This is a genomic window from Acidithiobacillus sp. (assembly GCF_023256195.1).
Lineage (GTDB): Bacteria > Pseudomonadota > Gammaproteobacteria > Acidithiobacillales > Acidithiobacillaceae > Acidithiobacillus_A.
Genome location: NZ_JAGDWX010000010.1, coordinates 126090 through 150789, shown reverse-complemented (window position 1 = coordinate 150789; position 24700 = coordinate 126090). Strand labels below are relative to the sequence as shown.

Sequence of the window (24700 nt, the reverse complement as noted above, 5' to 3'; positions counted from 1 at the left end):
ATCCTGTGGTCAAGATTTCCTTGCTGCCGGCAACAGGAATCGAGCCTGTGACCTAACGGTTAAAAGTTTCCAGCCAGCCCTCTAGTATCACGCCCGCTTGCGCGGCGGCGGCGTCGCGTCATGCTCGAGATCGTCTGTCCCCATCACCACACGGCCCTTTAGGTCGATGAATCCGGCTACGCCCATATCCTGTGCTAGGCCTGCGACAAAGAGTTCAAGGCGCAGGCTACGGAACCTTTGGCCCTGGCGGAACGCGACAAGGAAACGGCCCTAGAACTGGCTCGGGCATGGTTCGAGCAAAAATACGAGCGATCCGTAGCCACGAGGATGCCGAGATTGCCATCCTCCAGGCCCAGATCGATTCACTCGCGGAAGCCCAGCTCCTCAACCAACTCCAGCGGTGTGCCGCAGCAAAGGATGCGAGATCCGAGACTTGAAGGCCAAGTTCAATGAGTTATCCGAGTCGGGCCAGCATTGCTCTTCGTGGATAGATACGATCTTTTCCCGGCATGTCAGGTCACTCTACATGGCTTATAATACCGTTGCTGCCTGGGATCATCGCTCTGTAGCCTATGGTGTGCCAGACCGTGGAGGATCTGGACCCAGAAAGGACGGCAATGCAGCGGAAGCAGTCGTCCAGCAGGAAGCTGACCATCATGTTCTCGAAACTCGTCACTAGGGACTAACCCGTCGATATCATTCCGATAAAGGTTTTCGAGAATCGCAACCCGTTGATTCTTCCCATAGCGATTGTCACCATTTGGTGCCTCTCAAAAACGGCCGGTTGGAAGAGACGAACCGCCGAAGGTTTGCTGGGATGCTGAAAGGTGGACGGGTTCCTAGGCGGACTCCGGGCCCGATAGAGGCCCGGAAATGTCCAGAAACCAGGTGTTCAGGAAAGGTTGGTTTAGTCATCCCTAATAGCAAATTCATCTTGCCATTTTTCTTTAATGATTCGTATGATTTTTTCTTTATATTTTTGGTGAGGTGGCTGAAGAGCCAAAAATAAAACTATATTAGTAGCTTTGAATGACGGTATCACTGAATTGTAACTAACCACTTTTACTTTTGAGGTTAAATCCGCAATGAATTTATCTCTATTTACTCTTGAAAAATGTTGAAAAAATAGAAATGATTTATTGTTTTCCCATATTCTCTCAAGTTCGCATAAGTAAACATATTTATTTGATTTTTTTGTTCCTTTTTTTACCGAAGGAACCTCTATTCTATTATCTGGATCAAGAAATACAAGATCGTAATTTTTTACAACCTTTAAAAGGCTTCTGAACCATGATTCTCTAGCTATTAGATCTGGATATATATATTCAGAATGAAATCCGAAGGCGCTCATTGATGACGTTTTCTCTATCTCTTTCACCGAGCGTTTTCCAATTTTTATAACAGATTCAAGCTCGTCATATAATATTGGGTCGAATTTTCTCCATTTATCTGGTTTTTTAGATATTCTGTTTTTCCTCCGTCTTTACTTGTGTCATCTGATGTCAGCATCCAAGAAATCAGAATGTCAAGTCCCGTCGCTTGTTTTAGAGACCTCAACAAGCCATATTTGTGATAATCATTTATATCGCCAACATATTGGTTTTTCATTTTTCAAAAGCTGATGGTAGTAGAATGGATCCATGGGGTTCCATAAAAAGACCTTTTGCATCATTGTGTCTGATGGCAGCCAGACTCCCTGAGCGCAATGTACTGAATCCCCCAGAGGCAGGCAACCAAGACACGGTGCTATCATTAGACCTTAAGAGTCACGGGAAAAAAACTCATGGCCACCGTGGCCAACTCCAGTCCTGCCCCAACGTCCGCTTTCAGTCTGATACCGCCCTTTCCGGCAGCGGTGAGAGAATGACCCTCCACCTCGCCGCACATGGAAGATTCTGTCATGCAAGCCAAGGACTATTCAACCTATTCCTCCTCCACACCCAGGAACCAGGGCAAGATCGTCGGCCCAAAAAAACGCCCCTTCAAGCTGCAGGAGGTCTGGGCCATCTGAATTCGTTCGCAGTTGGCATCCAGGATCCGAGACCTCGCCCTTTTGGATCTCGCTATCGACAGCAAGCTGCGTGGCTGCGATCTGGTGGTCCTACGCGTCAGCGATGTGGCCCATTGGGTAATTCTGTTGCGCCGCGCGATCGTCCCGCAACGCAAGACCCAGCGTCCCGTCCAGTTCGAGATTCCCTAAGCACCGGCTACTCCACTATTCTTTATCGTGATCTCAGGTTCATTGGCTTGGTATCGACCGTTTTTCTGCGGTGAACCATGCCGTGTAAAGAACGGGTGCCAACCACAGGGTCATGATGATGCCCAGGGTGAGCGCACCCATCACCGCGATGGCCAAGGGTTGCAGCAGATCGGTCCCGCGTCCGATGCCGATGGCCAGAGGTAGAAATCCGAACACATCCGCGAGCATGGTCATCATTATGGGCCGCAGGCGCTGTCGGGCGGCAAAAGCTACGCTGGATGGTTTCGGATGATTACCATCCAGTTGCCGCGCCCTGGCAAAGATCAATATCACATTGTTCACGGCGATGGCGAATACCAGAAGTATCCCTAGGAAAGCGGTACTATCCAGATTCGTCCCGGTGATCAGCAACGCCACTAAAGCACCCGGTGCAGCGAGGGCAATGGCGAAGATCGCCACAGAGGCCGCTTTCTGACTGCCGAACTGAAAGCCCAGCAGAATCAGGAGGATCAGTAAGGCTGCAAACAAAATCAGCAGCATCTGGTGAAAGCTCTGCCGTTGCTCACGATAATATCCCCCGATCGTGCTGCTTATGTCCTTGGGGAGCTGGAGTTTGGCGATGATGGCGTTTGCTTTGGCCGCTGCCTGAGAGAGTCCCTCACCGGCCCGGGGGCTCAGCTTGATCGCCGCGTAGGGAACGAGATTCTGGTGTGTGATGTACGGCACCACGCCTCGAAGCTGCACGCCGGCAATCTGTGAGAGCGGACTCAGGGTACCATTGGGTAAGCGAACCGGGGTCTGGGCAAAACTGTCGGGTGTCTCGTGCCCGCCACCGGCAACCTGCACCCGGATGGGCAGGACCTGCTCTCCGTGCAGGAGAAACCCCGCTTGTCGGCCCCAGAATCGGGTCTTCAGGGCTTCGGCGATGGCTATCGGGGAAAAATTCTGCATGTCCGCCAGAGCACTGGGGTGGATGGCGATTTCAGGACCCGCCGATGGCGACTTGAAGACGATGGACTGGAATGCGTGGCTGGCCTGCAGGGCCTGGGTCAAGCGCAGCCCGGCATCGTGCAACGCGATGGAGCTGCGGCCGAACAGCTTGATTTCCAGGGGTGCGTGGGAGCCGGACAGGTTGCCCAGACGGTTGATCATCACCTGCATCGTCTCCAAGGTTGTGAGATCCGGTGCGGCCCGGCGAAATGCATGCCGCAAATGGCGCATCACCGCTTCCGTGCTTTGCGCCCGCTCGTTTTTGAGCAGGATGGTCAAGGCTCCCTTGTTGGGGGTGGCGTAGGCATTGCCCAATCCCCGCCCCGCCACCAGAGACACCCGTTCTACGTTGGGGTCGCTTTTGGCGATACGCATCAGGTCGCGACCGACGCGCATGGTCTCCGTGATCCCGCTTCCCACGGGCGTTCGAAAAGGGACCACGAATATCCCCTCGTCCCAATGGGGTAGGAAGGCCGTCGGCAATCGGGTGCCGGCGACCCCGGTCACCAGGATCAGAAGCAGCACCATGGGGAGCGCCAGCCACGGCCGGCGCATACCCAGGATCAGCCATCGCCCGTAGTGACGCCGCAACCAGCGCTCGCCCATGGGGCGGTGCACGTGCCTCGCGCGGGTGGCCATCCATAAAGCAAAGACGGGGCTGACGGTAACGGCGATGAGCTGGGAGGTGATCAAAGCGATGACGATGGCCAGGGCCATGTGCCTGAACAGCAGGCCGACCGTACCCGAAAGAAATATCAACGGTAGGAATATGACACAGGCGGTCAAGGTTGCCACCGTCATCAGGGGGATGATGTCGCTGATTCGGCGCAGGGCCATCTGACGCCGCTTTTCGGCATTTCCCTCCAGACCATGGATACCTCGTTCGACGATGACGATCGCGTGGTCAACGAGCGCACCGATGGCGGCGGTGATACCGCCCAGGGTCATGATGTTGATGCCAAGACCCAGGCCGTGCAGTACCAGCATGGTCGCCGCGACCGCCAGGGGTACGACGGCCAGGGTCGCCAAGGCGCCATCCCATCGGCCCAGGAAGAAATAGACGATGCCAAAGGCGATCATCGTACCGAGACCCAGGGCCGTCCAGACGTCGGTCAGACTGGAATGGATGAGGTGGCTGAGGTCGTATATGGGGACCAGGTGCACTCCCGGTGGCAGATCGGCTTTCAGAGACTGCATGCGCGCCTGCACCGCCTGTGCCACAGCGACCTGGTTTGCACCCTGCTGGGCAGAGACATCGATCAGCAAAGCATGGCGATATCCCGCTACAGCCGCCTGCCGGATGAGCGGTGGCGGACCGATCTGGATCTTGCCGAGGGCCCCAAGGGGCAGGGGCGCGTGTACGCCCGCGGCGTTGGCGGTCCCCAGCGGCAAGGTGAGCCTGGCCAACCGGCTGGTGTCGATGGGACGCGGTGCCGTGGCCAGAATGAACTGCTCGTGAAAGGCATGGAGAACGCCCGAGAAAAAGGGTCCCTGTTGACTACGCAAGGCCGAGACCACCTGATCGGCGGTCACGTGGTACTGAGCCAGACGTCGAGGATTCAGCTGTACCTGCACTTCCGGCCAACCCCGCCCGGTATCGTTGACGTGGTAGACCCCGGGGATGGAGAGAATTGCCGGACGAATGGTAAAGGCAAAATCCGGCATCATCGTCGAGCTGTCGACACGGTTCGATACCAGCGCGTATTCCGACAAGGCATAGATATTGGGTGTCATGAGGCGCACGCTCATTTTTGCGCCGACGGGCAGGGCAATGTGCGACAGGCGCGCCTGCAGCATCAGATACGCCAATTCGGGATTTACGTGGGGGCCGAAAAAAACGTGGAGCTTGGTCAGTCCATTGCCGGTCTGGGAGCGGACTACGGTGACTCCGGGTTCTCCTTTCGCAGCCTCCTCCAGCGGGCGTGTGACTTCCAGCAGCATGAATTTTACTGGTAAATCTTGGGTGTGCACCAATACCGATACTTTGGGGAAATCCACCGCCGGAAAAATACTCTCGGGCATCTCACGGAAGGCAATCCAGCCGGCGGCAAGCAGTAGGCCGACCAAGAGCAACACGGTGAAGCGGGTATCCCAGAGAAAACGCAGATAGGCCCGAATCACTCGCGAACCTCCAGAGGCGTCCCGGCACGCAAACGGGTATTTCCGGACAGCACGACGGTATCGCCGGATCGGAGGGCGCCAGCGATGCGGGCGTATCCGTCTTCCACACCCAGTACCCGAACCGGAACCGGCTGTGCACGTCCCGCTTCATCGCGGTACACCAGAGACTGCGCGCCGTGCATGACGATGGCTGCCACTGGTACCGTAAGAGCCTGCCTGGTCGCGGTCGGCAGCGTTACGGACAGCCATTGGCCCGGTAGCACAGGGGCATGAGCTGGGAGGTGAAGGATGACCGAAACCAGGCCCGATTGGCGTGCACTGTTGCCGACACTGTGGATCCGAGCCCTGCCACGCCAACGATCCGTCTGTACCGAAGCCCTGGCGCCCACGTGCAGACGAAACGCGAGTTCCGGAGGAACCAGGGCCTCGACCCAGGGACGCGCCCGACCGCTGAGCCTGGCGATAGGGGTTCCTGCCGCGACTACCGTGCCGGGCGCCACCAGATAGCGGATGCTCCCGGTAAAGGGGGCGGTGAGCGCCTGGTCCTTTGCCTCGGCCTGAAGTGCCCGCGCATCACCCAGAGCCTGCTCGTAGCTGGCTTGGGATGCCTCCACCGTGGCCCGGGCCACGACCCCGTCTCGCAGTAGTTGCTCGTTGCGTTGCAGTGCCGTCCGGGTGTAATCGACCTGCGCCCGTGCCGCTTGCAGGCGGGCCCGCAGTCCGGGGGCGTCGACGTGCGCAACGACCGTACCGGCCGCAATGGTGCCGGTCGGTGCAAAAGGCCCTACGACGCGTCCGGTCATGGGCGCGGTCAGCGTCGCCCTGCCCACGCTTTCCACCTGCCCCATCACAGACGCCGTCTGGGTCCAGGTGGAGTTGTGAACGGTCGCTACGGTAACGGGAACGGCCCAGGCGGGGACCCCCCAGAGGGTGATGAGGAGAAACAGGCAAAGTTTTCGCAGGACAGTGCTTGCGTCGGTCATGGACATGATATGGGTGAGATTCCTGTAGGGCCTGTGGGGTAGCGTCCGGTGTCGAGATCCAGCTGTATCCGGGTCAGCCGTACGGCTACTGCGGCGCTCGCAAGCTCCAGTCGTGCACGGACCCAGCTGCTCTCCGCCTGCGCCAGATTCAAGGCATTGATCGCCCCTGCAAAATAGCCTTCGCGTGTCATCACATATACCCGTTCTGCTTCCTGTGCGGCCCGTCGGGTGTTGGCCAGAGTTTTCCGCGCCGCTCGAGCGGCACCATAGTCCTGGGCAATCCGGCTTCTTATCTGCAGGATGAGTGCCTCCCGCGCCGACCGCAACGCGGCTACCCGTTCCTGCGCGGCTGCGATCTGCTGCCCGTGAGCGCCGAACCCAAAGATGGGTATGCTCAGGTTGAGGGCGCCCTGCCAGCCCAGGTCATTGCCACGGGGGGCAGTCGCCGTGTCCACACCATAGGCGCCGTATGCACGGACCGTGGGCAGGGTCGCGCCGCGTTGCACGTCGACCTGCGCCTGCGCAACATCGATCTGCCGTTTGACGACCTGGAGGAGAGGCTGCGCGGTTTCGGCCTGTGCCGCCAGAGCGTGGAATGCCGGGAGTGGCTGGATGGAGTCCGATACCTTTGGCAGTTCCCAGACACTTCTGCGCGGAAGACCCATCTGCAGATTCATCACCTGCATCGCCGCCCTGACTTCTGCTGCCGACTGCTGCAAGCCTGTGCGCGCCTTGTTGCGCAAAAGTTCGGTCTGCACGAGGTCGAGTCTCGACACTGCCCCCGCGCGGTAGGCTCTTTGCGTATCCCGAAAGAGTTTCTCGGCGGTGCTGAAGGTGCTATTCCAGATGCGCTCCTGGGTCAGCAGGGTAGCAAGCCGATAGTAGTCGTTGACCACGGTGGCCACCACCTTCAGTCGCGTCGCCTGATATTGCCACTGGGCTACTACCGACTGATCCCTGGCGACTTGGGCGAGGGCGCTGAGCTGGGGATCGTAGAGCGGAAAGGATACGCGCAGCTGACCGATGACCTCACGCGGGCCGTTGGCCGAGACGAACAGAGGCTGCCCGGCGCGACTCTCGGACCAGATGCTGCCGGCGGCCAGGGAAATCTGGGGCAGGGTCGCGGCATGCGCGGCGCGGGAAAGATCTCGGCTGGCCGACGCATCGTGTGCGGATTGGCAGATTTGCGGTTGTGTCCGCAGCGCCGCAGCAATGGCCGCGGGCAACGTGAGCGTAGCGGCATCAGCCCCGGCCGTAACCAGCAGAAGCAAGAGCGGGATGTGGGCTAAGCGGCAGAGCAGTCTGGATGGCACGATTGTGAGTGTGACCAATAGGCTCCCATGACATAGGGGATGGAACATCCTTGGCGGACGCAAACAACCATAGCGCAGGGGCGGATTCCAGAACACCAGGGAGGATCTACCGCGGCAGCACCCGGTGGGCTGCGGCTGCCGCACTGGACGGACAGAACCTACCACAGAGCCGTGATCACCTCCAGTCCGGAGGGGTCCTCGGGGGCTGTGCAGCACGAGCACCGCATCGACGCTAAACTTCAAGAAGGTTGCAGACAAAAAGGAGATACCATGGTCAAGATTCTGGTGTTGTATCACAGCCTCTGGGGGCATGTGGAAGCCATGGCCGAGGCGGAAGCCGAGGGGGCTCGTTCGGTTGCGGGTACGCAGGTGGAGATCAGGCGTGTGCCTGAGACCCTGCCGCCGGAAGTTCTGGCCACCCTGCACGCGAAGACGACACAGGCGGTAGCGGAAGCCCAGCCCGACGAACTCGCCGAGTACGATGCCATCCTTTTCGGCACCCCGACGCGCTTTGGCAACATGAGTGGGCAGATGCGCAATTTTCTCGATCGTACCGGCAATCTCTGGCAACAGGGGGCATTGGTGGGCAAGCTGGGCAGTGTTTTCGTCAGCACCGCCACCCAACACGGCGGCCAGGAGACGACCATCACCTCCTTCCACACCTTTCTGCTGCATCAGGGCATGATCGTGGTCGGGGTGCCCTACACTTGCTCGGAGCTGCTCAACATGGACGAGATCAGCGGTGGTACCCCCTACGGAGCGAGTACCCTGGCCAAGGGCGACGGCAGTCGCATGCCATCGGCCAATGAGCTTGCCATTGCCCGTTTTCAAGGACGGCACCTTGCCGAAATCGCCCGTAAGCTCTTTGCCTAAAAAGGAGAATCTCTATGTCCGCAAGACCACTGGCTACGGCCCTGACACTGTCGACCCTGCTGTTGGCGGGCACCGCACTGGCGGCGCCGGCACAGCACTATACCCTGCTCAACGGCAATCCCGACGGTACCTATCGCATCGACCCGCAGCACAGCACCGTGCTCTTTACCATCGGCCACGTGGGCATCACCCAGTTCACCGGCCGCTTCGACAAAATCTCCGGCACCTATACCTTCAATGCCCAGGATCCGGCCAAAGACCGGGTGCACATCACCATCCCTGCCGCCAGCATCAATACCGACTACCCCCTGCGCGACCAGCATCTGCGCAGCAAGGAATTCTTTGATGTGCAGAAATACCCCGACATCAGCTTTGTCAGCAGCAAGTATGTTCCCACCGGGAAGAAGACGGGGGATCTCTACGGCAATTTGACGCTGCATGGCGTTACCAAGCCGGTGGTATTCGCGGTCCGCGAATTGGGCGCCGGGAATGTGCCCTACCTGCCCAAGCCCTGGGGTGGCTATCTCACCGGCTTTGTGGCAAGGACCACCATCCACCGCTCGGATTTTGGCATCGACGCCTATCTTCCTGAGGGCCTGTCCAATGCCATTGCCATCAAGGTCGAGGTGGAAGGCCGCAAAATATGACAGAAACACAAGGCAGGTCGGTAACGCTGGAGCGCGCCATCGTCCTGCCATTCTCGTCCGGCTGAACGGCCTGCCCGTTCTAGTCATAGGTGACGCGGGATTTTTTGTTTCCATAACCATATCCTATTGGTCCCCCGCTTTTATGGCTGCTAGGCTCCGCGCAGTGTTTTTGGTGAGTCATCATGCTGCGCTTTCTTCGTCGACAACTGCAGGCCGTCAGTGCGCATGCCGCCCCCGGACGTTTTCTGGCCGTCAATCTGGCCATTGGTCTCGGACATTTTCTGGTGCTCTTCAACGGCGGCGCCTATCTGCCCATGATCCCACGGGTCATTGCGGCCTTGGGGCGAAATCCGCTCTACGGCTCCTGGACGCAGGATCTGTATTTTCTGGCCCTGGGATTGGGCTTGCTTCCGGGAAGGTGGGTCAGTCAACGTTTTGGCGACCGCAATGGCCTGCTGTTCTGCTTAACAGCCATCTTCCTTGCCTCACTCGTCAACACGACGACCGGGGACTACATTCCGTTTTTGCTGGCCCGCATCGTCGCAGGGGCGGCGGGTGGTCTCAGTATCCCACTTTCCCTCAATATCCTCTTGCGCCATTACCACGCCGACCGGCGCGATCACGGCCTGTTTCTCTGGGGGCTTGCGGCCATCACCCCTTTTGCCTTGGGGCCTTTCCTTGGGGGATGGATAGAGGATGCCTGGGGCTGGCGTTACCTCTTCATCCTCAACCTGCCGATCCTACTGTTGAGTTTTCTGGGGGTATGGCTATGGGAGCCGGCCGAACCCCGGCGGGAGCGAGTGTCGATGGACTGGCCGGGCTATGTGCTTCTGGCCCTGAGTCTGCTGAGTCTGGAAATGCTCTGCAATCTGGGGAGCATAGACGACTGGTGGCGCTCCGGGGAGATTCGTCTGCTCTTCACGCTCGCGCTGATCCTCGGCGTGACCACCGTCTGGTGGTTGCGTCGGCAATCCCTGCCGGCGTTGGATCTGGGGTGTTTTCGCCACGGGAATTTTCGCGTGGCGGCCGTGGGGATTTTTCTCACCGCGGTGGTGTTCCAGGGTACATTGGCCTTGCTCATCGTTCAGTATCAGTTGAGCTTTGGCTACAGCGCCCGTGCCATTGGTAAGATTCTCCTCAGTATGGCGATCCTGGCGCCGCTGAGCGCCGGCTTCAGCCACTGGTACCTGGGGCGGCACGATCCCCGGCCGCTGGCGGTCGCCTCCATGCTTTTGTTGGCCGGCGGTGCTTACTGGCTGTCCGGCTACGATTTGCCCGTCTCTCCTGAAAGTATCACCGAGCCGCCCATGCTGGTGGGCCTTGGGCTTGGTGGCGCCTTTGCGGCCTGGGCCCGTATCGGGCTCTGGGGACTCTCCGGCCCCGCGGAACAGCGCGCGGCGGGTTTCCTGAATCTGCTGCGCAGCAGCGGTCAGGCCCTGGGGATTCCGCTGGTAGCAGCGTTCTGGGAGCGGCGTCTGGATCTCCATCGCCATTTTCTGGTGGAACTCCAGGGCAATGATCTGGCATCCTGGGAGGCTGCCCAGCGGCACCTTGCCGCACGGTACTCCGTAGATGCTTCTGGACTTCTAGCGGCGTCCATACGGCAACACGCGGCCATGCTGGCCTTCAACGAGGTGTTCTACCTCGCTGCCTGGATTTTTTTCGCATTGGCTCTGTGGAGCCTTTGGGCCCGCACACCTTTGACAACGAATCCCGAGAGTGTGGCAGAGCAGACCGCCATCGCGGAGTTGGTGGAGCCCTGATGGGGACCCTCTCTACCCCAGCGTCTTGCCAGGCGCGCGGATCGATGCCCAAGCATGGCATCCTGCGCGCGCCCTCACGGTCACACCCCAGGGGAAGAAACTCACGGACGCTTGGTGTAGCCTGATCCGAGGGACCGCGGGCCGCCGTCATCGTGTGTCTGGAGGAAGCCCGGTTGAGGCGGGGAGGAAAACATGGCTATAAAAGAAATTCGCGCTTGGCGAGTCTACGACCGTCCTTTTCCCGAGGGATATCGCGTGCTGGCAGAGCGCCTGTGGCCCAGGGGACTGCGCAAGGTCGATCTTGCCCTCGATCATTGGGCCAAGGATCTCGCTCCAACGACCGAGCTGCGGCAATGGTTCAAACACGATCCGGCCCGTTGGCTAGAGTTCCGGAAGCGGTACCTGGAAGAATTGCGCGGCCACCGGGAAGCGGCCATGGCACTGCTGACGCAGGCCAAAGGCGACACCTTGCTGCTGCTCTACGCTGCCCATGATGAGCAGCACAACGGTGCCATGGTCCTGGCCGAGTTTCTGCGAGCCCTGACCGTGCCTTGAAGCGCGGATGTGGGGGATACCATGGTGTCGCGGCGGGCCTTCGGACCGCCATCGATGGGATCGGGAATCGCGATGGCAGCCCTTATTGCTGGAGGAATACGCCGGGGTGCGGAGTGTCGATGGTCGCCCTGCGAGGAGAGGTGCCTGCCGCAGTGTGTGCTCTGAGGGTCTATCCTTCCCAGAGGACGCAAATCGCGCAATTGGCCATAAGGTCGCTGTAGAAAATTTTTAACGGAGGTCGATCATGGATCTACTTGGTGAGCCTGCACCCTCTTTCGATGATCCAGTGGGCCTGCTCCTAGCCTGCCACCAACGGATCCAGCAGCACTGCGATATCTTGGAGCGGATTCCGAGCTATGTGGATCAGAAAGGCGTGGATGAAGAGCTGCGGGCAGCGGTCACCCGGATACTTCGCTATTTCGATCTGGCAGGGCCTGCGCACCATGCGGATGAGGAGTTGGTTCTTTTTTCATGGCTGCTTCAGCAACCAGGATTCCCAAGCGCGTTGCGTGCTCCGCTACGAAATCTTGCGGAGCAGCATCGTCTGCTGGAGGCCGCTTGGCAGGATCTGGCTGGGGACCTGCACTCCCTGATCGCCTTGGAGAAGCCAATGCCATTGCGTCTGGAGCCCTTCGTCTCCATGAATCGTGCCCATATCGCCTTGGAGAACGCAGAAATGTTCCCCGTGGCGCGAGAGCTTCTGGACGCGGATACTGCAAAGATACTGGGTATGACCATGGTCCAACGGCGCCGGGAAATGGAGGTCGCCGTGTGAGTCGCATCACAGAAAACGGTCACCGATCGTTCTGGGCTTTGCTCTTTTTATGGGGTGTCGTGCTGAGGCTGCAAGCGACTGCAAGGTGTGGAAAGATCGGCCACTATCGCGATAGCTGTGCAAGCCAATGGTAATACAGCAGCTGGGTTACAGCTTCTCGTTCTAGGCAGCGCAACTTAAGACGCTGCTGAACTTCTGGCGCAGATTGCACGCCGGGAGCGTCTTGTCTCGGGACCCGAGGGATGGGCGAATACGGAGGCACCCATCGCCCGGGCGATGAGCTGTGTTCCCAGACAATGACCCAGAGTGGGACACCCCGTCTATACGGTGTGTCCGATGAGGCGCTTTTCGTCGTTCACGCTCATGGGACCGCTCACGGTCACGAGACCTGCGTAGTCATCAAGGGTTTTCGGCAACGGAGCACCAAGATCCAGCCGACGGGTGGCAAGCATATGCCCGCATTCTCGCAGGCGCTGTGCCAGGAATCCCCGCCCTTCTCCCGGATCGTGCTAGAGTAACGGAATGACGTTCACGGACGCGCTCCGACGTCATCCGTGGCTGTGTTATCGGAAGGGTGTTTTTCTTTATCGATGGCGATATGGCCTTCCTGTTCGAGGCGGCGCAAGAGCATGAAGAAGTAGATCATGCCGCCATACGGCGCCCAGGGCTTCAGATGGGCCAGCGTGTCCTCATAACCCACGGCGGTCGCATGGGCGCCCAACCAATGGAGCAGGCCTTTGCGGCCACCGACGTCGTCTCCCGGAAAGACATCCAGGTGTCCCAGAGCGCGCAGAAGCACATATTCTGCGGACCAGCGTCCAATCCCGGGTAATTGCACCAGTCTTGTTTCGATCAGATCCCGCGCTTGTGTGTGCCATACCCGCTCGTTCAATTCGCCGTCCAGAGCCGCCTGTGCTACTGCGCGCAAACTGCGAATTTTCGGGTGACTGAAGCCGATGTCGCGCAGCAGGGCGGGATCCTGTTCCAGCAACCGCTGGGGTGTCGGAAACGGAAGAATGGATCGGGTGCTGCCGGTGTCCCCTGCGCAGAGCCGGCACAGCCGGTTAAGTAAAGTGATCCCGACCGAAAGACTCAGCTGCTGGCAGGCGACGGCGTTGATAAGCCCCTCGTAGAGGGAATCGAAGCGCGGGGGGGAAAATCCGTGATAGCGGTCCATCAAAGGCGCCAAGCCTGCGTCCTTGACGATGAGTGCGTTGTATAAGGAGCTTCGGTCGCGGTCCAGGCCGAGGATCCAGTTCAGGCGTGCGCCCGCCCAGGCAATGGCATCGGCATCGTCCGGGCCTTCGTAGATTTCTCCTTCGAGTACGGGATCCGATGGACCGTGGCTCTGCCAGAGTCGCAGTGTCAGCAGCCCACCCCGGTAATGCCAGGTGCGGAGGTAGGTCCCACGATTCCAGACATCCATGGCATTGTGGGCCTGACGACGCAGGACCCACACCGTAAGATCCAGACGGAAAGGATCGATGGGGTGGAGCTCAAAGTACGCCATGCCTATCCCCTCAGGTTTGGGCAGTATTTCCCCGTTGGAGAGCAACTAACCCTGCCTGAACTCACCCAGAGCCTGCAGAATCCTGACGATTCTGTTCGAATACAAACCGGGCGCGTCAACTCACTAAGCCTCCTGGCTACCCGCAGAGGGGTAATAAACCGTACCATTTTCCCGAACCCTCGCCCAGGCTGGCAGTTTATGATAGGACTTCTGTCCCATCGCCAGCAGATCAATGACGATCTTTCCATGCGCCACCAAGGCGTCGGCAATAAGCGCGCGATGACAGCGCCATGGAAGGGTTTCTGCGCACATGAGGGCCAGAGATTTCTGTCCGGCGACTTCCTCGAGCATTTCGAGTGCCGATTGGAAGGCGGACGTCTGCATGTAATCGGCGTATGCCCGAAAACTCGAATTGCGCCAGGCCCCATTGATGGAATCCGGTGACTGCTTACGCAATCCACCCAGGGTTGGCCAATGGGCATACGTGATGCCGTGGAGCGCGAGCGCCGTGGATAGAACATCACGATTGAACTGCGGATTATGGCTCGAGCGCGGCATCTTTCGGACATCGACGACCATCTCTATCCCTTCCGGTTTCAGGGTCGCGATGAAATCCGCCAGGGGCCGTTTACCGTGCCCGACGGTCCATATCGGCTTTTTCGGCGCTTCAGTCGGAGCAACGCATGCACTGCACATCGTAGCGCTTGATCCAGGCTTGGAGGGCCTTGATGGCTTCGGGTCCCGTGTGTAGGTTGTCGAGGGCATGCTCCGGATCATCGGCTCGAATGCGGGCAATCCAGGCATCGCCGTAGGGGTCGATATTGACGAGGTGAGGATCACTCATGACTGCTTCGTTACGATCCACCACCACGCCAGCGAAAGGCACAGGCACGCCACCTGCCCATTTGCCGCTTTCCAAGGTGGCGACGTGCCGGCCTGCCTCGATCCTCGTGCTGAGTTTCTTGATACGCGCCTTTTGGAGGCGTCCGGACATGGTTTGCGCGGGATCGGTCACGCCGATGGAAAAAACTCCCTCACCCTCGGGTCGAACCCATACATAATCCAGATCGTAGAAGAGTTCCTCTGGTAGTTCACAGCCGCGAAATTCGCTCATGGGCGTGGCTCCTGTTCGGCGAGGATACGCAAAGCTGCGGCCTCGCCGTGATCGGGAACGGCTGCGGCCAAATGGGGATAAACCTCTTGCTCTTCCTTGGCATCGTGTTGTTTGAGGATGGTCTGGACGGTGCTGAGCAGGTCGCCGAACTCCTCGGCATCCTTGGCCGCTATTGCTTCGGCCATCTCACTGAAGAATACCTGCAGATCGCGATGCCCCTTACGCAGTAAGGCCGTCAGGGCGTGGTCTTCATCGCCTTCCCAAGCCTCGAAAGCGGGAAAAAGCAGGCTCTCCTCCACCGCCATATGCCCCTCCACGATACCTTGCCGGAATTTCTCGAAGATTTCGGCAGCGTCTCCCCAACGCCCAGCCCTCACGGCGTCGGCGCTGCTTTCCAAAATACGATCGAGACGTTCGTGATCTCGTCGTAAGATCTCAGCGATATCGTGGGACACGGTGGCACTCTTTTTACGGCCTGTCTGGTTCATGGATTATGTTCCTCCAACAATATAGATTACCCTGCAGAACGTGTTCAAAAGGGGGGTCACATCGGATGAAAGTACAGCTGCTGGTGTCCAAATGGTGCCCAACCTGCCCCCAGGCAGAGATCGTCTGGAAGGAAGCTGCCGAGAAACGGCCCATGGACCTGGAAATCCTCGACGTCGCCGATAAGGTCGGACGGGAAGTAGTCAGCCGTTTGCGGATCAAAACCGTACCTGCGGTGGTCATCGACGGTGTCCTTAAAGCCGTAGGCGTCCAGCCTCTCTCTCAAGTCCTTCAATTGCTGGACAGCTGAGCAAAGGTAATCCGGTGAGCTGGGAGAGCACTCAGCCGGCACTGGGGGTGAAGCTGTCGAAGTGGATGCGAGCATGGGGCAGCCCATGGGACAGAAGGAGGTCCACGGCCGCCTCGATCATGCCGGGGCTGCCGCAGAGATAGACCTCGTGATCGGACCAGGGACCATGGTCGGCAACGGTGGGCAGGAGTCGTCGAGGCCCGCCGAGGCCGGTGGCAGCGGGGTCGGAGCAGCAGATCTCCAAATGCAACTCGGGCCTGTTGCGGGTTAGCTCCTGAAGGTAGTCCAAATGGTAGAGATCCGCGGCTCGTCGGCTGCCGAAAAAGAGATGCATGGGTGCGGTCCAAGGCAAGCGCAGTCGTTCATGGATCAGGGCTTCGATGGGAGCCAGGCCGGTTCCGGCGGCCACCAGAAGCATGGGACGTTCGACGTCCTGCTGGAGGGTGAATGTGCCCTGAGCAGGACCGAGTTGGAGCTGGTCCCCCGGCCGCGCACGCTCAAACAGCCAGCTTGAAAAGACGCCACCCGGCACGGCACGGATGTGGAACCGCAGGAGCGCTTCGTCGGGTAGGCTCGCCATGGAATAAGAGCGCCACTGTCCCGCTGCGCCGGGAACGGCTATCCGGGCATACTGACCGGCCCGAAAGGGGTAGGGGCGGTCGCATTGTAGACAGAGTTCCATCACGGTGGCCGACAAGGGATGGAGGGATAGCACGGTGGCAGTCCAGGCATCGGCGCTGGTATCCACCTGAGCGGCGATACGCATGGCGCTGCGCGGCTGCAGCTTGCAGAGGATGGCCTGATTGGCAGCACGTTCCTCTGGCGTCAGGAGCAGCGGCATGAAAGGGAGCTGTATGCCTTCGCCGGACAGTATCTGACCCTTGCAGTCGCCACAGGACCCGTTGCCGCAGCCGTGGTGGATGGCCACCCCCTGTTCCAGGGCAGCGGCGACGATGGTCTGATCTTCGCGCACCCACAGTCGCTGTCCGGATGGCTCCAGAACGATCTCGTGTTGCATGTGAAGCTCCTTATCACATCCGGCCGAGGCCACGGCACTGGCCCCAGCCTCCTCGGTCATTGGTTTACGGGAGGAACGTCGTCCAGCACGAGGGGCACATAACGCTCCGGGGCCATGGCCTCGGCAGCCGCCTGGATGCAGACGGTAGCGGCCAAGTTGTAAGCCTCTATCCAGGATTCTGCCATGGCGGGTGTCCATGCCGGTCCCAGGAAGTGCTTGAGGGTCAGGAGCAGGCTCTTGCCGACGATGGGATAGTGCTCGGGTCGGGTGTCGTAACGGATGTGCCCCACCCCCAAATCTTTCAGGTACGGTACCAGCATTTCGGTGCTGTCGATGTTGCTGGCAATGAGGATGACCGAATTGAAGAGGCGCACCCGCTGCTCACTCATGTCTCCGGGAAACATCTTGCGCACTTCGGGATAGTGGCTGAACATGGTGTCGTAGAAATGCTGAGCGACCTGTACGCCCAAATCTTGCACGGCCTTGCCACTGCTCTTGATCAGGTTGATATCGATGGTCATGGGTTTCTCCTGAGGTAGTGCCTGGAATGTCCACAAAGCCTTGGCCGATGGACAGGGGGAAGTTTGCGCCACCGCCCCGCTCCCGTCCTTGATCTGTGTCAAGAAGTTGAATCGGATCCCGAGGGGGGTAATAATCCCGGGCTTCCTCAAAGCGACCCAGTTGGAATCGACATGGCATCCCCCTATATGGCGTCCCCCGATGTCACCGAGCGGCTGCGTCAACAGCCGATCTTCAACGCCTGGCCACCCGTTTTGCTCGACGCACTGCTGGCGTCCACACACCTGGAAGACTGGGAAGATGGGGCCATCCTCTTTGTCGAGCAGAGCGCTGCCGCGGATTTCTTCTGGCTCGAGTCGGGAGTGGTGGAACTCGTCAGCAGCAATGCCGAGGGTAAGGAAAAAATTGTCGAGATCATGCAGGCGGGGGATCTCTTTGCCGAAGGCGTGGCTTTCATGGGTGGCCGCTATCCGGTCACGGCACGGTGCAGCGGGCCTGTGCGCGTGTTGCGGATCCCGTTTGCTCCCGTGATGGCTACCCTGGATGCCCATCCCCAACTCATGCGCCGCATCCTCGCTCAACTCAGTATGCGTCTGCATTTTCTGGTGAAAGAGTTGCGCCAGCGCAGCGTGCAGTCGGCGGATGCGCGCGTTGCTGCCTACCTGCTGGAACTGGGACAAACGGCCGAGACTGGAGAGGGATGGGTCTCCCTGCCGGCCAAAAAGGCCGCTATTGCCGCCCGTATCGGCATCACCCCGGAAACGCTGTCTCGGGTGCTACGGCGCCTGCGTGAAGCGCAGATCATCGCTATCACCGGTCGAGATCTGCATATTCTCGATTTCGCTGCTCTCCAAAGCTGGGCCTGTGCTTGATGTCCTCGCAGCGCGTATCCGCACCAGTCGGATGCAATCCATTGGGAACGCTTTACAGATCTGGTGATCCAGGGTAACCGGGTATCAATCAGCACTGAAAATTGAACAGGTTACGGGCAAAATCAGCAATCCGATCGAACACCTTGCTTCGTGGTTGCTCTAGAGCGTTTTCTTTTTTTATCGGAATGCTACGGCGTCCATCGACGTTCTGGATTGTGTTCAAGCCCGGACGCACACGGCTTTTCAACGGATGACGCTGATTAACAGTTGCATCATGTTCGCTCATGTTGCGTCATGTACCCATAACACTCTGACCAAAATGAAAAAGCACCTAGGATAACTTCCTAAGTGCCTGTTTTACTTGGTGCCGGCAACAGGAATCGAACCCGTGACCTACCGATTACAAATCGGTTGCTCTACCTGCTGAGCTATGCCGGCGCGCTCGGTCCGAGTTTAGCCGGGGTTCTCGCCGGCTTCAATCGCTTGAAGCTGGGACAGTGGGTGGCGACCGATACCGAACCAGAGCAGCACACCCGGAAGGCTCATCAACAGTACGGTCGCGCCGGTGAGCAGGGATAGGGCGAGGGCGGCATCGTGGCCGATGTGCAGGGCACCCAGATAGAGCACGACCAGTCCCTCGCGTAGGCCCCAACCAGCAAAGGAGATGGGAAGGGCGAGAAAGAGACTCACTAGGGGCCACACCAGCCACACGGCGGCGGGGTCTAGGGCGAGCCCCAGAGACTTTGCCAGACACCAGAAGGTGAGGATGGAAAAACCCTGGACAATCAGGGATAGACCGATGGTCGCAGCCAGTGCCTGGGGGTGACGCAGGAGGGCCGCCATGCCCAGACGGATGTCGTGCAGGGCGTTGCCGATTTTGCCGAGCCGGGTCGCCAGGAAGTTGAGCCACGGGGTCAGGATCAGCACCACGATGACCAGGTAACCGAGCACAACCACGGCCATGGTCTTGTCCATGCCTGGCAGGAGGGCAACATCGCGCCCTCCCAAAAGAAAGGCCGTCAGGGCGATGCCCACGAGGGCGCCCATCCCGATGAAGCGGTCGCTGAAGACGGCAGCCAAGGCGAAGGGCATGCCGTGCGCCTGATGGCGCGTGTACCAGGCGCGCAGAAAGTCTCCGGATACGGAGCCCGGCAGCACCTGATTGAAGTAGGCGCCCACCCAGTTGAGCCGCCACAGCCAGGGCAGGGGGGCGGGGCGGGAAAGCGCGCGCAGGATGATCCACCAGCGGCCCGATGAGATGCTGATGTTGCAGCCATAGCTCGCCGCCGCCGCGGCAAACCACCAGGGATCCATCTCTTGAAAGCGCTGCAGGAGGTTGGGCCAGTCGGTCTTTTGAAACAGCCAAGCGAGCACCGCCACGGTGAAGGCGACTTGCGCCATCAATTGCCATGGCACGCGCTTTCGGCGCTGGAGCGGCGGACGCGGATTTTCTGTGGCAGTGGTCACCGAAAAGCGTGTTCCCCGTGGTTGCGAGGACCCGACTCTAACCCGTCGTGGGTGTTGGAGCAAATCCTGTGGCAGCGAGGGCTGACTATACTCTGTCTGCCCACCTCTGGATGCAGGAGTGACCATGGAATATCGTATACAGGAAGGTTTACCTTTTCCTCTCGGCGCACATTGGGATGGCAAAGGCGTCAATTTCGCCCTTTTCTCCAGAAATGCCAGCAAGGTAGAGCTCTGCCTCTTCGACGACGATGGTGAGCGTGAGCTGGCCCGTATTGCACTCCCGGAGTACAGCAACGAGATCTGGCACGGCTACATCGAGGGACTCGCCCCCGGTCAGCTCTATGGCTACCGCGTACACGGTGCGTATGCCCCCGAAGCGGGTCACCGCTTCAATCCCAACAAGCTGTTGATCGATCCCTATGCGCGGCAGCTGTCCGGCGAGCTGCGCTGGGATCCGGCCTTGTTCGGTTATGAGATCGGTCACAAGGACAAGGACCTCAGTTTCGACGAACGCGACAGTGCGCCCTTCCTGCCCAAATGCCGGGTCATCGACGAGCGCTACGACTGGGGCGAGGATCGGCGTCTGCAAAAGCCCTGGAATGAGACCACCTTCTACGAGCTCCACGTGCGCGGCATGACCATGCGTCATCCCAAGGTTCCGGATGATCTGCGCGGGACCTTCGCCGGTCTCGCCTGTGCGGATCTGCTCGACTACATCCGCGATCTTGGCGTGTCGGCCATCGAGCTCATGCCCATCCACGCCTTTGTGCACGATCAGTATCTGCTGGACAAGGGTCTGCGCAATTTCTGGGGCTACAACAGCATCGCCTTTTTTGCCCCTCACCCGGAGTATCTCAGCGACGGCGGTATCGACGAGTTCAAGCGCTTGGTGGCGGCGGCGCACGAACGTGGCCTCGAGATCATTCTCGACGTGGTCTACAACCACACGGCCGAAGGCAGTGAGCTGGGTCCGACCCTGTCCTTCCGTGGTATCGATAATGCCGTGTACTACAAGCTCCTGCCCGATCAGGCACGCTACTACATCAACGACACCGGTACCGGGAACACTCTGGATACCGGCCATCCCCGAGTGGTGCAGATGGTGACGGATTCCTTGCGCTACTGGGCCGAGGTCATGCACGTGGATGGCTTCCGTTTCGATCTGGCCACCATTCTGGGGCGTGAGCCCGAGGGCTTCAGCCAGCGCAATGGCTTTTTTGTCGCGGTCGGGCAAGACCCGACGCTGGCGCGGGTGAAACTGGTGGCAGAGCCCTGGGATAGCGGCCCGGGCGGTTATCAGCTTGGAAATTTCCCGCCGGGATGGGCCGAGTGGAACGGCAAGTTCCGCGATACGCTGCGCGCCTTCTGGCGTGGCGATCCCGGCCAGCTGCCGGAACTGGCCCGGCGTCTGACGGCCTCCGGTGATATCTACGACCATCAGGGACGCAGCCCCTTTGCTTCGGTCAATTTCGTGACGGTGCACGATGGCTTCAGTCTCTACGATCTGACGGCCTACAACGATAAGCACAACGAGGCCAATGGGGACGACAATCGCGACGGTACCGACGACAACCGTTCCTGGAACTGTGGCGCGGAGGGTCCCACCGATCAGCAGGACATCGTCGACCTGCGCCAGCGGCAGATGCGTAATTTCCTGGCGAGTCTGTGCTTTTCCCAGGGGGTACCGCTTCTCTGCGCGGGGGATGAGTTTGGGGCTACGCGCCAAGGCAATAATAACGTCTATTGTCAGGATAACGATCTAGGCTGGCTGCACTGGGATCACGATGCCGCAGCACAGGACCAGATCCGCTTTGTACAGCGGCTGCTGGAACTGCGCCGCCGCTACCCCATGCTTCGCCACGGCCGTTTTCTGCTAGGGCGCTATCACGAGACCCTGAAGGTGAAGGACGTCAGCTGGATCAACGCCAATGGCGAGGAGATGACGGAGTCGGAATGGCAAGACGATAATGCCCGTTGTCTGGGCATGCTCCTGGATGGGCGGGCCCAGGCTACGGGTATCGTGCGGCGCGGCCAGGACGATACGCTCCTGCTGGTCTTCAACGCGGCGGAGCAAGCTGTCGAGTTCCGTTTGCCTGAAGTCAGTGAGGGGAAGTCCTGGGAGCGCCTGGTGGATACCAATGTCCCGCAGGCCGAGGCGGAGCACTTTGCGCTTGGCGCCACCTACCTCGTTACCGGGCGATCTCTGCTGCTCTTCGTTCTGCACCCGCAGTAGCCGGTGCCACAAGGTCCTCGACCCCGTCCAAGGTGGCCGCAATGAAGGCCACCTTGTCCAGGCTCTCCCGATATTCGGCCTCGACCTCGGAATCCATCACGATGCCGCCGCCACCCCAGTACTGGACCCGTCCGGCACGGTAGCTGAGGCTACGGATGAGGATGTTCCAGTCCATGCGCCCGCGCGCGTCCACATAGCCCAGGCTTCCGCAGTAGAAGCCGCGGGGCTGTCCTTCCAGCGCCTGCAGGAGTTCGACGGCGTGGCGTTTGGGCGCGCCCGTGACGGAGCCGCCGGGCAGGCAGGACAGCAGCACGTCCCAGGGGTCACAATCACGGCGCAGGCGGGCCTCGATGCTGCTGACCAGGTGGTGGACGGCGGGAAAGCTCTCCAAGGCGCACAACTCCGGCACGCGCACCGAGCCGAGTTCCGCCACCCGTCCCAGATCGTTGCGCAGCAGATCGACGATCATGACGTTTTCCGCTCGATCCTTGGGGCTTGCGCAGAGTTCCGCCGCCAGGGCGCGGTCGCGCTCGGGGTCGGGATCCCGGCGACGGGTACCCTTGATGGGCCGGGCCTGCAGGCGCCCGTCCCGAAGGCTCACCAGCCGCTCCGGAGACAGACTCAGAAGGCTTGCCTCGGGCAGAGAGAAAAAGGCGGCGAAAGGCGCCGGATTGCGTTGGCGTAGGGCTGAGTAGAGTTGCCAGGGGCTCGCTGACCAGCGGCCGGAAAAGGCCTGGGCGAGGTTCAGTTGATAGACATCGCCGGCGCGCAGGTAGGCTTTCACATCGGCAAAGGCACGGCGATAGGCCGCTGCCGACCACCGGGGACGCCATGCGCTGCCGCGGCCAGGGCAATGTGGTTCGAGCGGGGACGCCGGTGGCTCCTCCAGCCAGTCCGGTAGATCCTGCGATCGTCCCCAGAACCCTGCCTCGCGGCTTACGTGATCGACCATGAGGGCACTGTCGTACCAGGCGAGGGCTGCCGTGGGAAGGGTGGGGTCATCGGGACCCGGGATCCCCAGCATCCGGCGACCCCAGTCGTAGCTGAAAAAGCCGGCGAAGCCGCCGGCGAAGGGATACGGCGTGGGAAAGTCGCCGAGGTCCGAGGTCCTTTGCTGCTCCTCGCGGGCGATGGCGCGCAGGGTAGGGATCAGGGGCTCGGCAGAGATCTGGGCAGTGCCGTCACCCTCGGCGAGGTAGACGTGCTCCCCCTCCTGCCAAACCCGCCAACGCGGACGGTGTAGCAGGATATCGAAGCGACCGCGCAGGCCACCACGGCCGCAGCTATCCAGGAATAGGGTCCAGGGCTCCGCTGCCACGGACGCGCCAAGCCCTAGGCTGTGCGTAGACGGGTAGGGCAGGCGGTGCCAGCGTCGGGCCATGGCGCTTCGATCAAGGACAAATGAGGCCTCCAAGCATAGCCAAGTCCAGGCATTTGCCCAAGTCGAAAACACCAGAGTACAATATCCCTTGAATACTGACCGTTCGGTCGGTACCCTATGACCACATTGTGTGACCAAGCAGGTGTGCCATGTCCAATCTGCGGTTCGCGTTGCTCTGCGCAGCAGCCCTGTGTCTAGGAAGCTCCAGCGTCTATGGTGAGGATCTGCTGTCGGCTTATGAGCAGGCCTATCGTACCGATCCGGCCTTGGCCGAGGCCCGCGCGCAGTTGCAGGCGACGCTTCAGGATAAGCCGGCGGCGCGGGCAGCGCTCCTGCCACACCTCGGGCTTGGGGCCAGCGTGGGTTACAACACCGGCAGCTTTTCGGGTTTTGCCGGGCTCAATCTCAGCAAGGCCTACCTATCGGACAGCTACAGTGTCACTCTGACCCAGTCGGTCTTCGATGGTCAGAGCTACGTCGCGCTGCGCCAAGCCGACAGTCGGGTCCAGGCGCAGATGGCAGCACTGCTCTATACCGAGCAGCAACTGGCCCTGCGGGTGGCGACGGCTTACTTCAAGGTGCTGGAAGCGCAGTCTCAGGAACGCATAGCCGAGCGCCAGCGGCGGCTGCTCGAGAGTATCTACAAGCAGACCGAAGCGGCGCTCAAGGTAGGCACCGGCGATATCATTGCCGTGCGCGAGGCGGGGGCGCGGCTGGATGCGGCGCAGTCGGACCTGATCCGTGCCCGCAACGCGGTATCCGTCGCCAAGCGTGGTCTGGAGCGCCTGACCCACGCGCCCGTAGGCGAGTTGGAAGACCTGCGCCCCTTTACTGCGGAAGGTCCCCAGCCCGATAACATGGACGCCTGGGTCCAGGCCGCCATCCACGATCAGCCACTGATGCACGAGGCCGAGGCGCAGCTGCATACCGCCCAGGAAGAGGTGCAGTACCAGCAGCGTGCGCGCTGGCCCAAGGTCGACTTGCAGGGCATTGCCCAGCATGTGCACGGCAATCCCTTTCCGGGCTTCAATCAGAATCAGGCGGGGGTGAGCTTGAATCTGTCCATGCCCATCTACGAGGGTGGCAGTATCTCCAGTGGGGTGCAGAAGGCCGAGGCGCTGAGCGTGGCGCAGGTGGACCACGTCGGCAGCGTACGCGATCGGGTGCGGCTGGACACTCAGACGGCCTTCCTCAACCTCAAGGACAGTGTCGCTCAGTTGTCCTCGGCCAAGGCGACGGTGGCCTCGGCCAAGATCTCCCTGGAAGGTACGCGCAAGGGCTACGAGGTGGGCACGCGCTCCATCATCGACCTGCTGCAGACCGCCACGGACTATATTCGGGCGGAACAGGACTACAACGTCGCCCTCTACAATCAGGTGCTCGCCCGAGTACAGCTGAAGGCAGCGGCGGGCCAACTGGACCTCGCCGATCTGCGCGCCGTCAACGGCCTTCTGCGCGGCAGTGCCGACAGTACCGACACACAGGAAGGTGCCCACGGTACCGCGGCTGCCGACCGGAAAAGCGCCACCATGGGGGGCTGAGCAGGACCGCTTTCTTGGACCCGGCGTGA

Annotated in this window: 23 protein-coding genes and 1 tRNA gene; 10 read left to right on the top strand and 14 right to left on the bottom strand. The window is 60.2% G+C overall.

Going from position 1 to position 24700, the window contains the following annotated elements; genetic code table 11:
- Positions 1 to 907 precede the first annotated feature (907 nt).
- Positions 908 to 1378, bottom strand: coding sequence for a hypothetical protein (locus Q0C23_RS01655; RefSeq protein WP_291510635.1), 471 nt, complete (start codon positions 1376 to 1378; stop codon positions 908 to 910).
- Between the two features lie 645 nt (positions 1379 to 2023).
- Between Q0C23_RS01655 and Q0C23_RS01650 the strand changes: the two genes are divergently transcribed.
- Positions 2024 to 2200 carry a hypothetical protein gene (locus Q0C23_RS01650; protein WP_291510634.1) on the top strand — a complete coding sequence of 59 codons (177 nt, stop codon included), beginning with the start codon at positions 2024 to 2026 and terminating at the stop codon, positions 2198 to 2200.
- Between the two features lie 39 nt (positions 2201 to 2239).
- On the opposite strand, the gene Q0C23_RS01645 is transcribed toward Q0C23_RS01650, so the two are convergent.
- From Q0C23_RS01645 to Q0C23_RS01635, 3 genes are read right to left on the bottom strand one after another with little or no spacing between them, the layout of a single operon-like run.
- Positions 2240 to 5311 carry an efflux RND transporter permease subunit gene (locus tag Q0C23_RS01645; RefSeq protein ID WP_291510633.1) on the bottom strand — a complete coding sequence of 1024 codons (3072 nt, stop codon included), beginning with the start codon at positions 5309 to 5311 and terminating at the stop codon, positions 2240 to 2242.
- Complete coding sequence (locus tag Q0C23_RS01640; RefSeq protein WP_291510632.1) at positions 5308 to 6300, bottom strand: efflux RND transporter periplasmic adaptor subunit; 993 nt, start codon at positions 6298 to 6300, stop codon at positions 5308 to 5310. The genes Q0C23_RS01645 and Q0C23_RS01640 overlap by 4 nt, the downstream gene beginning before the upstream one ends.
- Complete coding sequence (locus Q0C23_RS01635) at positions 6291 to 7607, bottom strand: TolC family protein (protein WP_291510631.1); 1317 nt, start codon at positions 7605 to 7607, stop codon at positions 6291 to 6293. Before Q0C23_RS01635 ends, Q0C23_RS01640 begins: the two co-directional genes overlap by 10 nt.
- 270 nt (positions 7608 to 7877) lie before the next feature.
- On the opposite strand from Q0C23_RS01635, the gene wrbA reads away from it, so the two are divergent.
- The 5 genes from wrbA (at position 7878) to Q0C23_RS01610 (ending at position 12220) form a co-directional block, all read left to right on the top strand.
- The gene (gene wrbA, locus Q0C23_RS01630; RefSeq protein WP_367273164.1) at positions 7878 to 8480 is read left to right on the top strand and encodes an NAD(P)H:quinone oxidoreductase; all 603 of its coding nucleotides are present in this window, start codon (positions 7878 to 7880) and stop codon (positions 8478 to 8480) included.
- Between the two features lie 14 nt (positions 8481 to 8494).
- Positions 8495 to 9127, top strand: a complete 633-nt coding sequence (locus tag Q0C23_RS01625) for a YceI family protein (protein ID WP_291510629.1) — start codon at positions 8495 to 8497, stop codon at positions 9125 to 9127.
- 182 nt (positions 9128 to 9309) lie between these two features.
- Complete coding sequence (locus tag Q0C23_RS01620) at positions 9310 to 10890, top strand: MFS transporter (protein WP_291510628.1); 1581 nt, start codon at positions 9310 to 9312, stop codon at positions 10888 to 10890.
- A 192-nt stretch (positions 10891 to 11082) separates the two neighbouring features.
- Complete coding sequence (locus tag Q0C23_RS01615; protein WP_291510627.1) at positions 11083 to 11445, top strand: DUF488 domain-containing protein; 363 nt, start codon at positions 11083 to 11085, stop codon at positions 11443 to 11445.
- Between the two features lie 244 nt (positions 11446 to 11689).
- Complete coding sequence (locus tag Q0C23_RS01610; protein WP_291510626.1) at positions 11690 to 12220, top strand: hemerythrin domain-containing protein; 531 nt, start codon at positions 11690 to 11692, stop codon at positions 12218 to 12220.
- Between the two features lie 529 nt (positions 12221 to 12749).
- Here the strand turns inward: Q0C23_RS01610 and Q0C23_RS01605 are convergent.
- The 4 genes from Q0C23_RS01605 to Q0C23_RS01590 form a co-directional block, all read right to left on the bottom strand.
- Positions 12750 to 13730, bottom strand: a complete 981-nt coding sequence (locus Q0C23_RS01605; RefSeq protein WP_291510625.1) for a base excision DNA repair protein — start codon at positions 13728 to 13730, stop codon at positions 12750 to 12752.
- 123 nt (positions 13731 to 13853) lie between these two features.
- Positions 13854 to 14426, bottom strand: a complete 573-nt coding sequence (locus Q0C23_RS01600) for a DUF488 family protein (protein WP_291510624.1) — start codon at positions 14424 to 14426, stop codon at positions 13854 to 13856.
- Positions 14398 to 14844, bottom strand: a complete 447-nt coding sequence (locus Q0C23_RS01595) for a glycine cleavage system protein H (RefSeq protein ID WP_291510623.1) — start codon at positions 14842 to 14844, stop codon at positions 14398 to 14400. Before Q0C23_RS01595 ends, Q0C23_RS01600 begins: the two co-directional genes overlap by 29 nt.
- On the bottom strand, positions 14841 to 15332 hold the full coding sequence (locus Q0C23_RS01590) for a hemerythrin domain-containing protein (RefSeq protein WP_291510622.1): 492 nt from the start codon (positions 15330 to 15332) through the stop codon (positions 14841 to 14843). The genes Q0C23_RS01595 and Q0C23_RS01590 overlap by 4 nt, the downstream gene beginning before the upstream one ends.
- 65 nt (positions 15333 to 15397) lie before the next feature.
- Between Q0C23_RS01590 and Q0C23_RS01585 the strand changes: the two genes are divergently transcribed.
- The gene (locus tag Q0C23_RS01585; protein WP_291510621.1) at positions 15398 to 15640 is read left to right on the top strand and encodes a thioredoxin family protein; all 243 of its coding nucleotides are present in this window, start codon (positions 15398 to 15400) and stop codon (positions 15638 to 15640) included.
- A gap of 31 nt (positions 15641 to 15671) precedes the next feature.
- Here the strand turns inward: Q0C23_RS01585 and Q0C23_RS01580 are convergent, their stop codons facing one another.
- Positions 15672 to 16658 (bottom strand): 2Fe-2S iron-sulfur cluster-binding protein, encoded by a 987-nt coding sequence (locus tag Q0C23_RS01580; protein WP_291510620.1) that lies wholly within the window; start codon positions 16656 to 16658, stop codon positions 15672 to 15674.
- 56 nt (positions 16659 to 16714) lie between these two features.
- Positions 16715 to 17179: a globin domain-containing protein gene (locus Q0C23_RS01575; protein WP_291510619.1), complete on the bottom strand. Its 465-nt coding sequence runs from the start codon at positions 17177 to 17179 to the stop codon at positions 16715 to 16717.
- 171 nt (positions 17180 to 17350) lie between these two features.
- Here Q0C23_RS01575 and Q0C23_RS01570 point away from each other — a divergent pair, with 171 nt between their 5' ends.
- Positions 17351 to 18049, top strand: a complete 699-nt coding sequence (locus Q0C23_RS01570) for a Crp/Fnr family transcriptional regulator (RefSeq protein WP_291510618.1) — start codon at positions 17351 to 17353, stop codon at positions 18047 to 18049.
- An 88-nt stretch (positions 18050 to 18137) separates the two neighbouring features.
- On the opposite strand, the gene Q0C23_RS01565 is transcribed toward Q0C23_RS01570, so the two are convergent.
- From Q0C23_RS01565 to Q0C23_RS01555, 3 genes are all read right to left on the bottom strand, one after another.
- Positions 18138 to 18335: a hypothetical protein gene (locus Q0C23_RS01565; protein ID WP_291510617.1), complete on the bottom strand. Its 198-nt coding sequence runs from the start codon at positions 18333 to 18335 to the stop codon at positions 18138 to 18140.
- A 76-nt stretch (positions 18336 to 18411) separates the two neighbouring features.
- Positions 18412 to 18487 (bottom strand) — tRNA-Thr (locus Q0C23_RS01560).
- A gap of 15 nt (positions 18488 to 18502) precedes the next feature.
- On the bottom strand, positions 18503 to 19450 hold the full coding sequence (locus Q0C23_RS01555) for a lysylphosphatidylglycerol synthase transmembrane domain-containing protein (protein ID WP_291510616.1): 948 nt from the start codon (positions 19448 to 19450) through the stop codon (positions 18503 to 18505).
- A 190-nt stretch (positions 19451 to 19640) separates the two neighbouring features.
- Between Q0C23_RS01555 and glgX the strand changes: the two genes are divergently transcribed.
- On the top strand, positions 19641 to 21749 hold the full coding sequence (gene glgX / locus Q0C23_RS01550; protein WP_291510615.1) for a glycogen debranching protein GlgX: 2109 nt from the start codon (positions 19641 to 19643) through the stop codon (positions 21747 to 21749).
- Here the strand turns inward: glgX and pabB are convergent.
- Positions 21706 to 23130 carry an aminodeoxychorismate synthase component I gene (gene pabB, locus Q0C23_RS01545; protein ID WP_291510614.1) on the bottom strand — a complete coding sequence of 475 codons (1425 nt, stop codon included), beginning with the start codon at positions 23128 to 23130 and terminating at the stop codon, positions 21706 to 21708. The two genes, glgX and pabB, sit on opposite strands and share 44 nt — an antisense overlap.
- Positions 23131 to 23279: 149 nt before the next feature.
- On the opposite strand from pabB, the gene Q0C23_RS01540 reads away from it, so the two are divergent.
- The gene (locus tag Q0C23_RS01540) at positions 23280 to 24671 is read left to right on the top strand and encodes a TolC family outer membrane protein (protein WP_291510613.1); all 1392 of its coding nucleotides are present in this window, start codon (positions 23280 to 23282) and stop codon (positions 24669 to 24671) included.
- Positions 24672 to 24700: the final 29 nt, after the last annotated feature.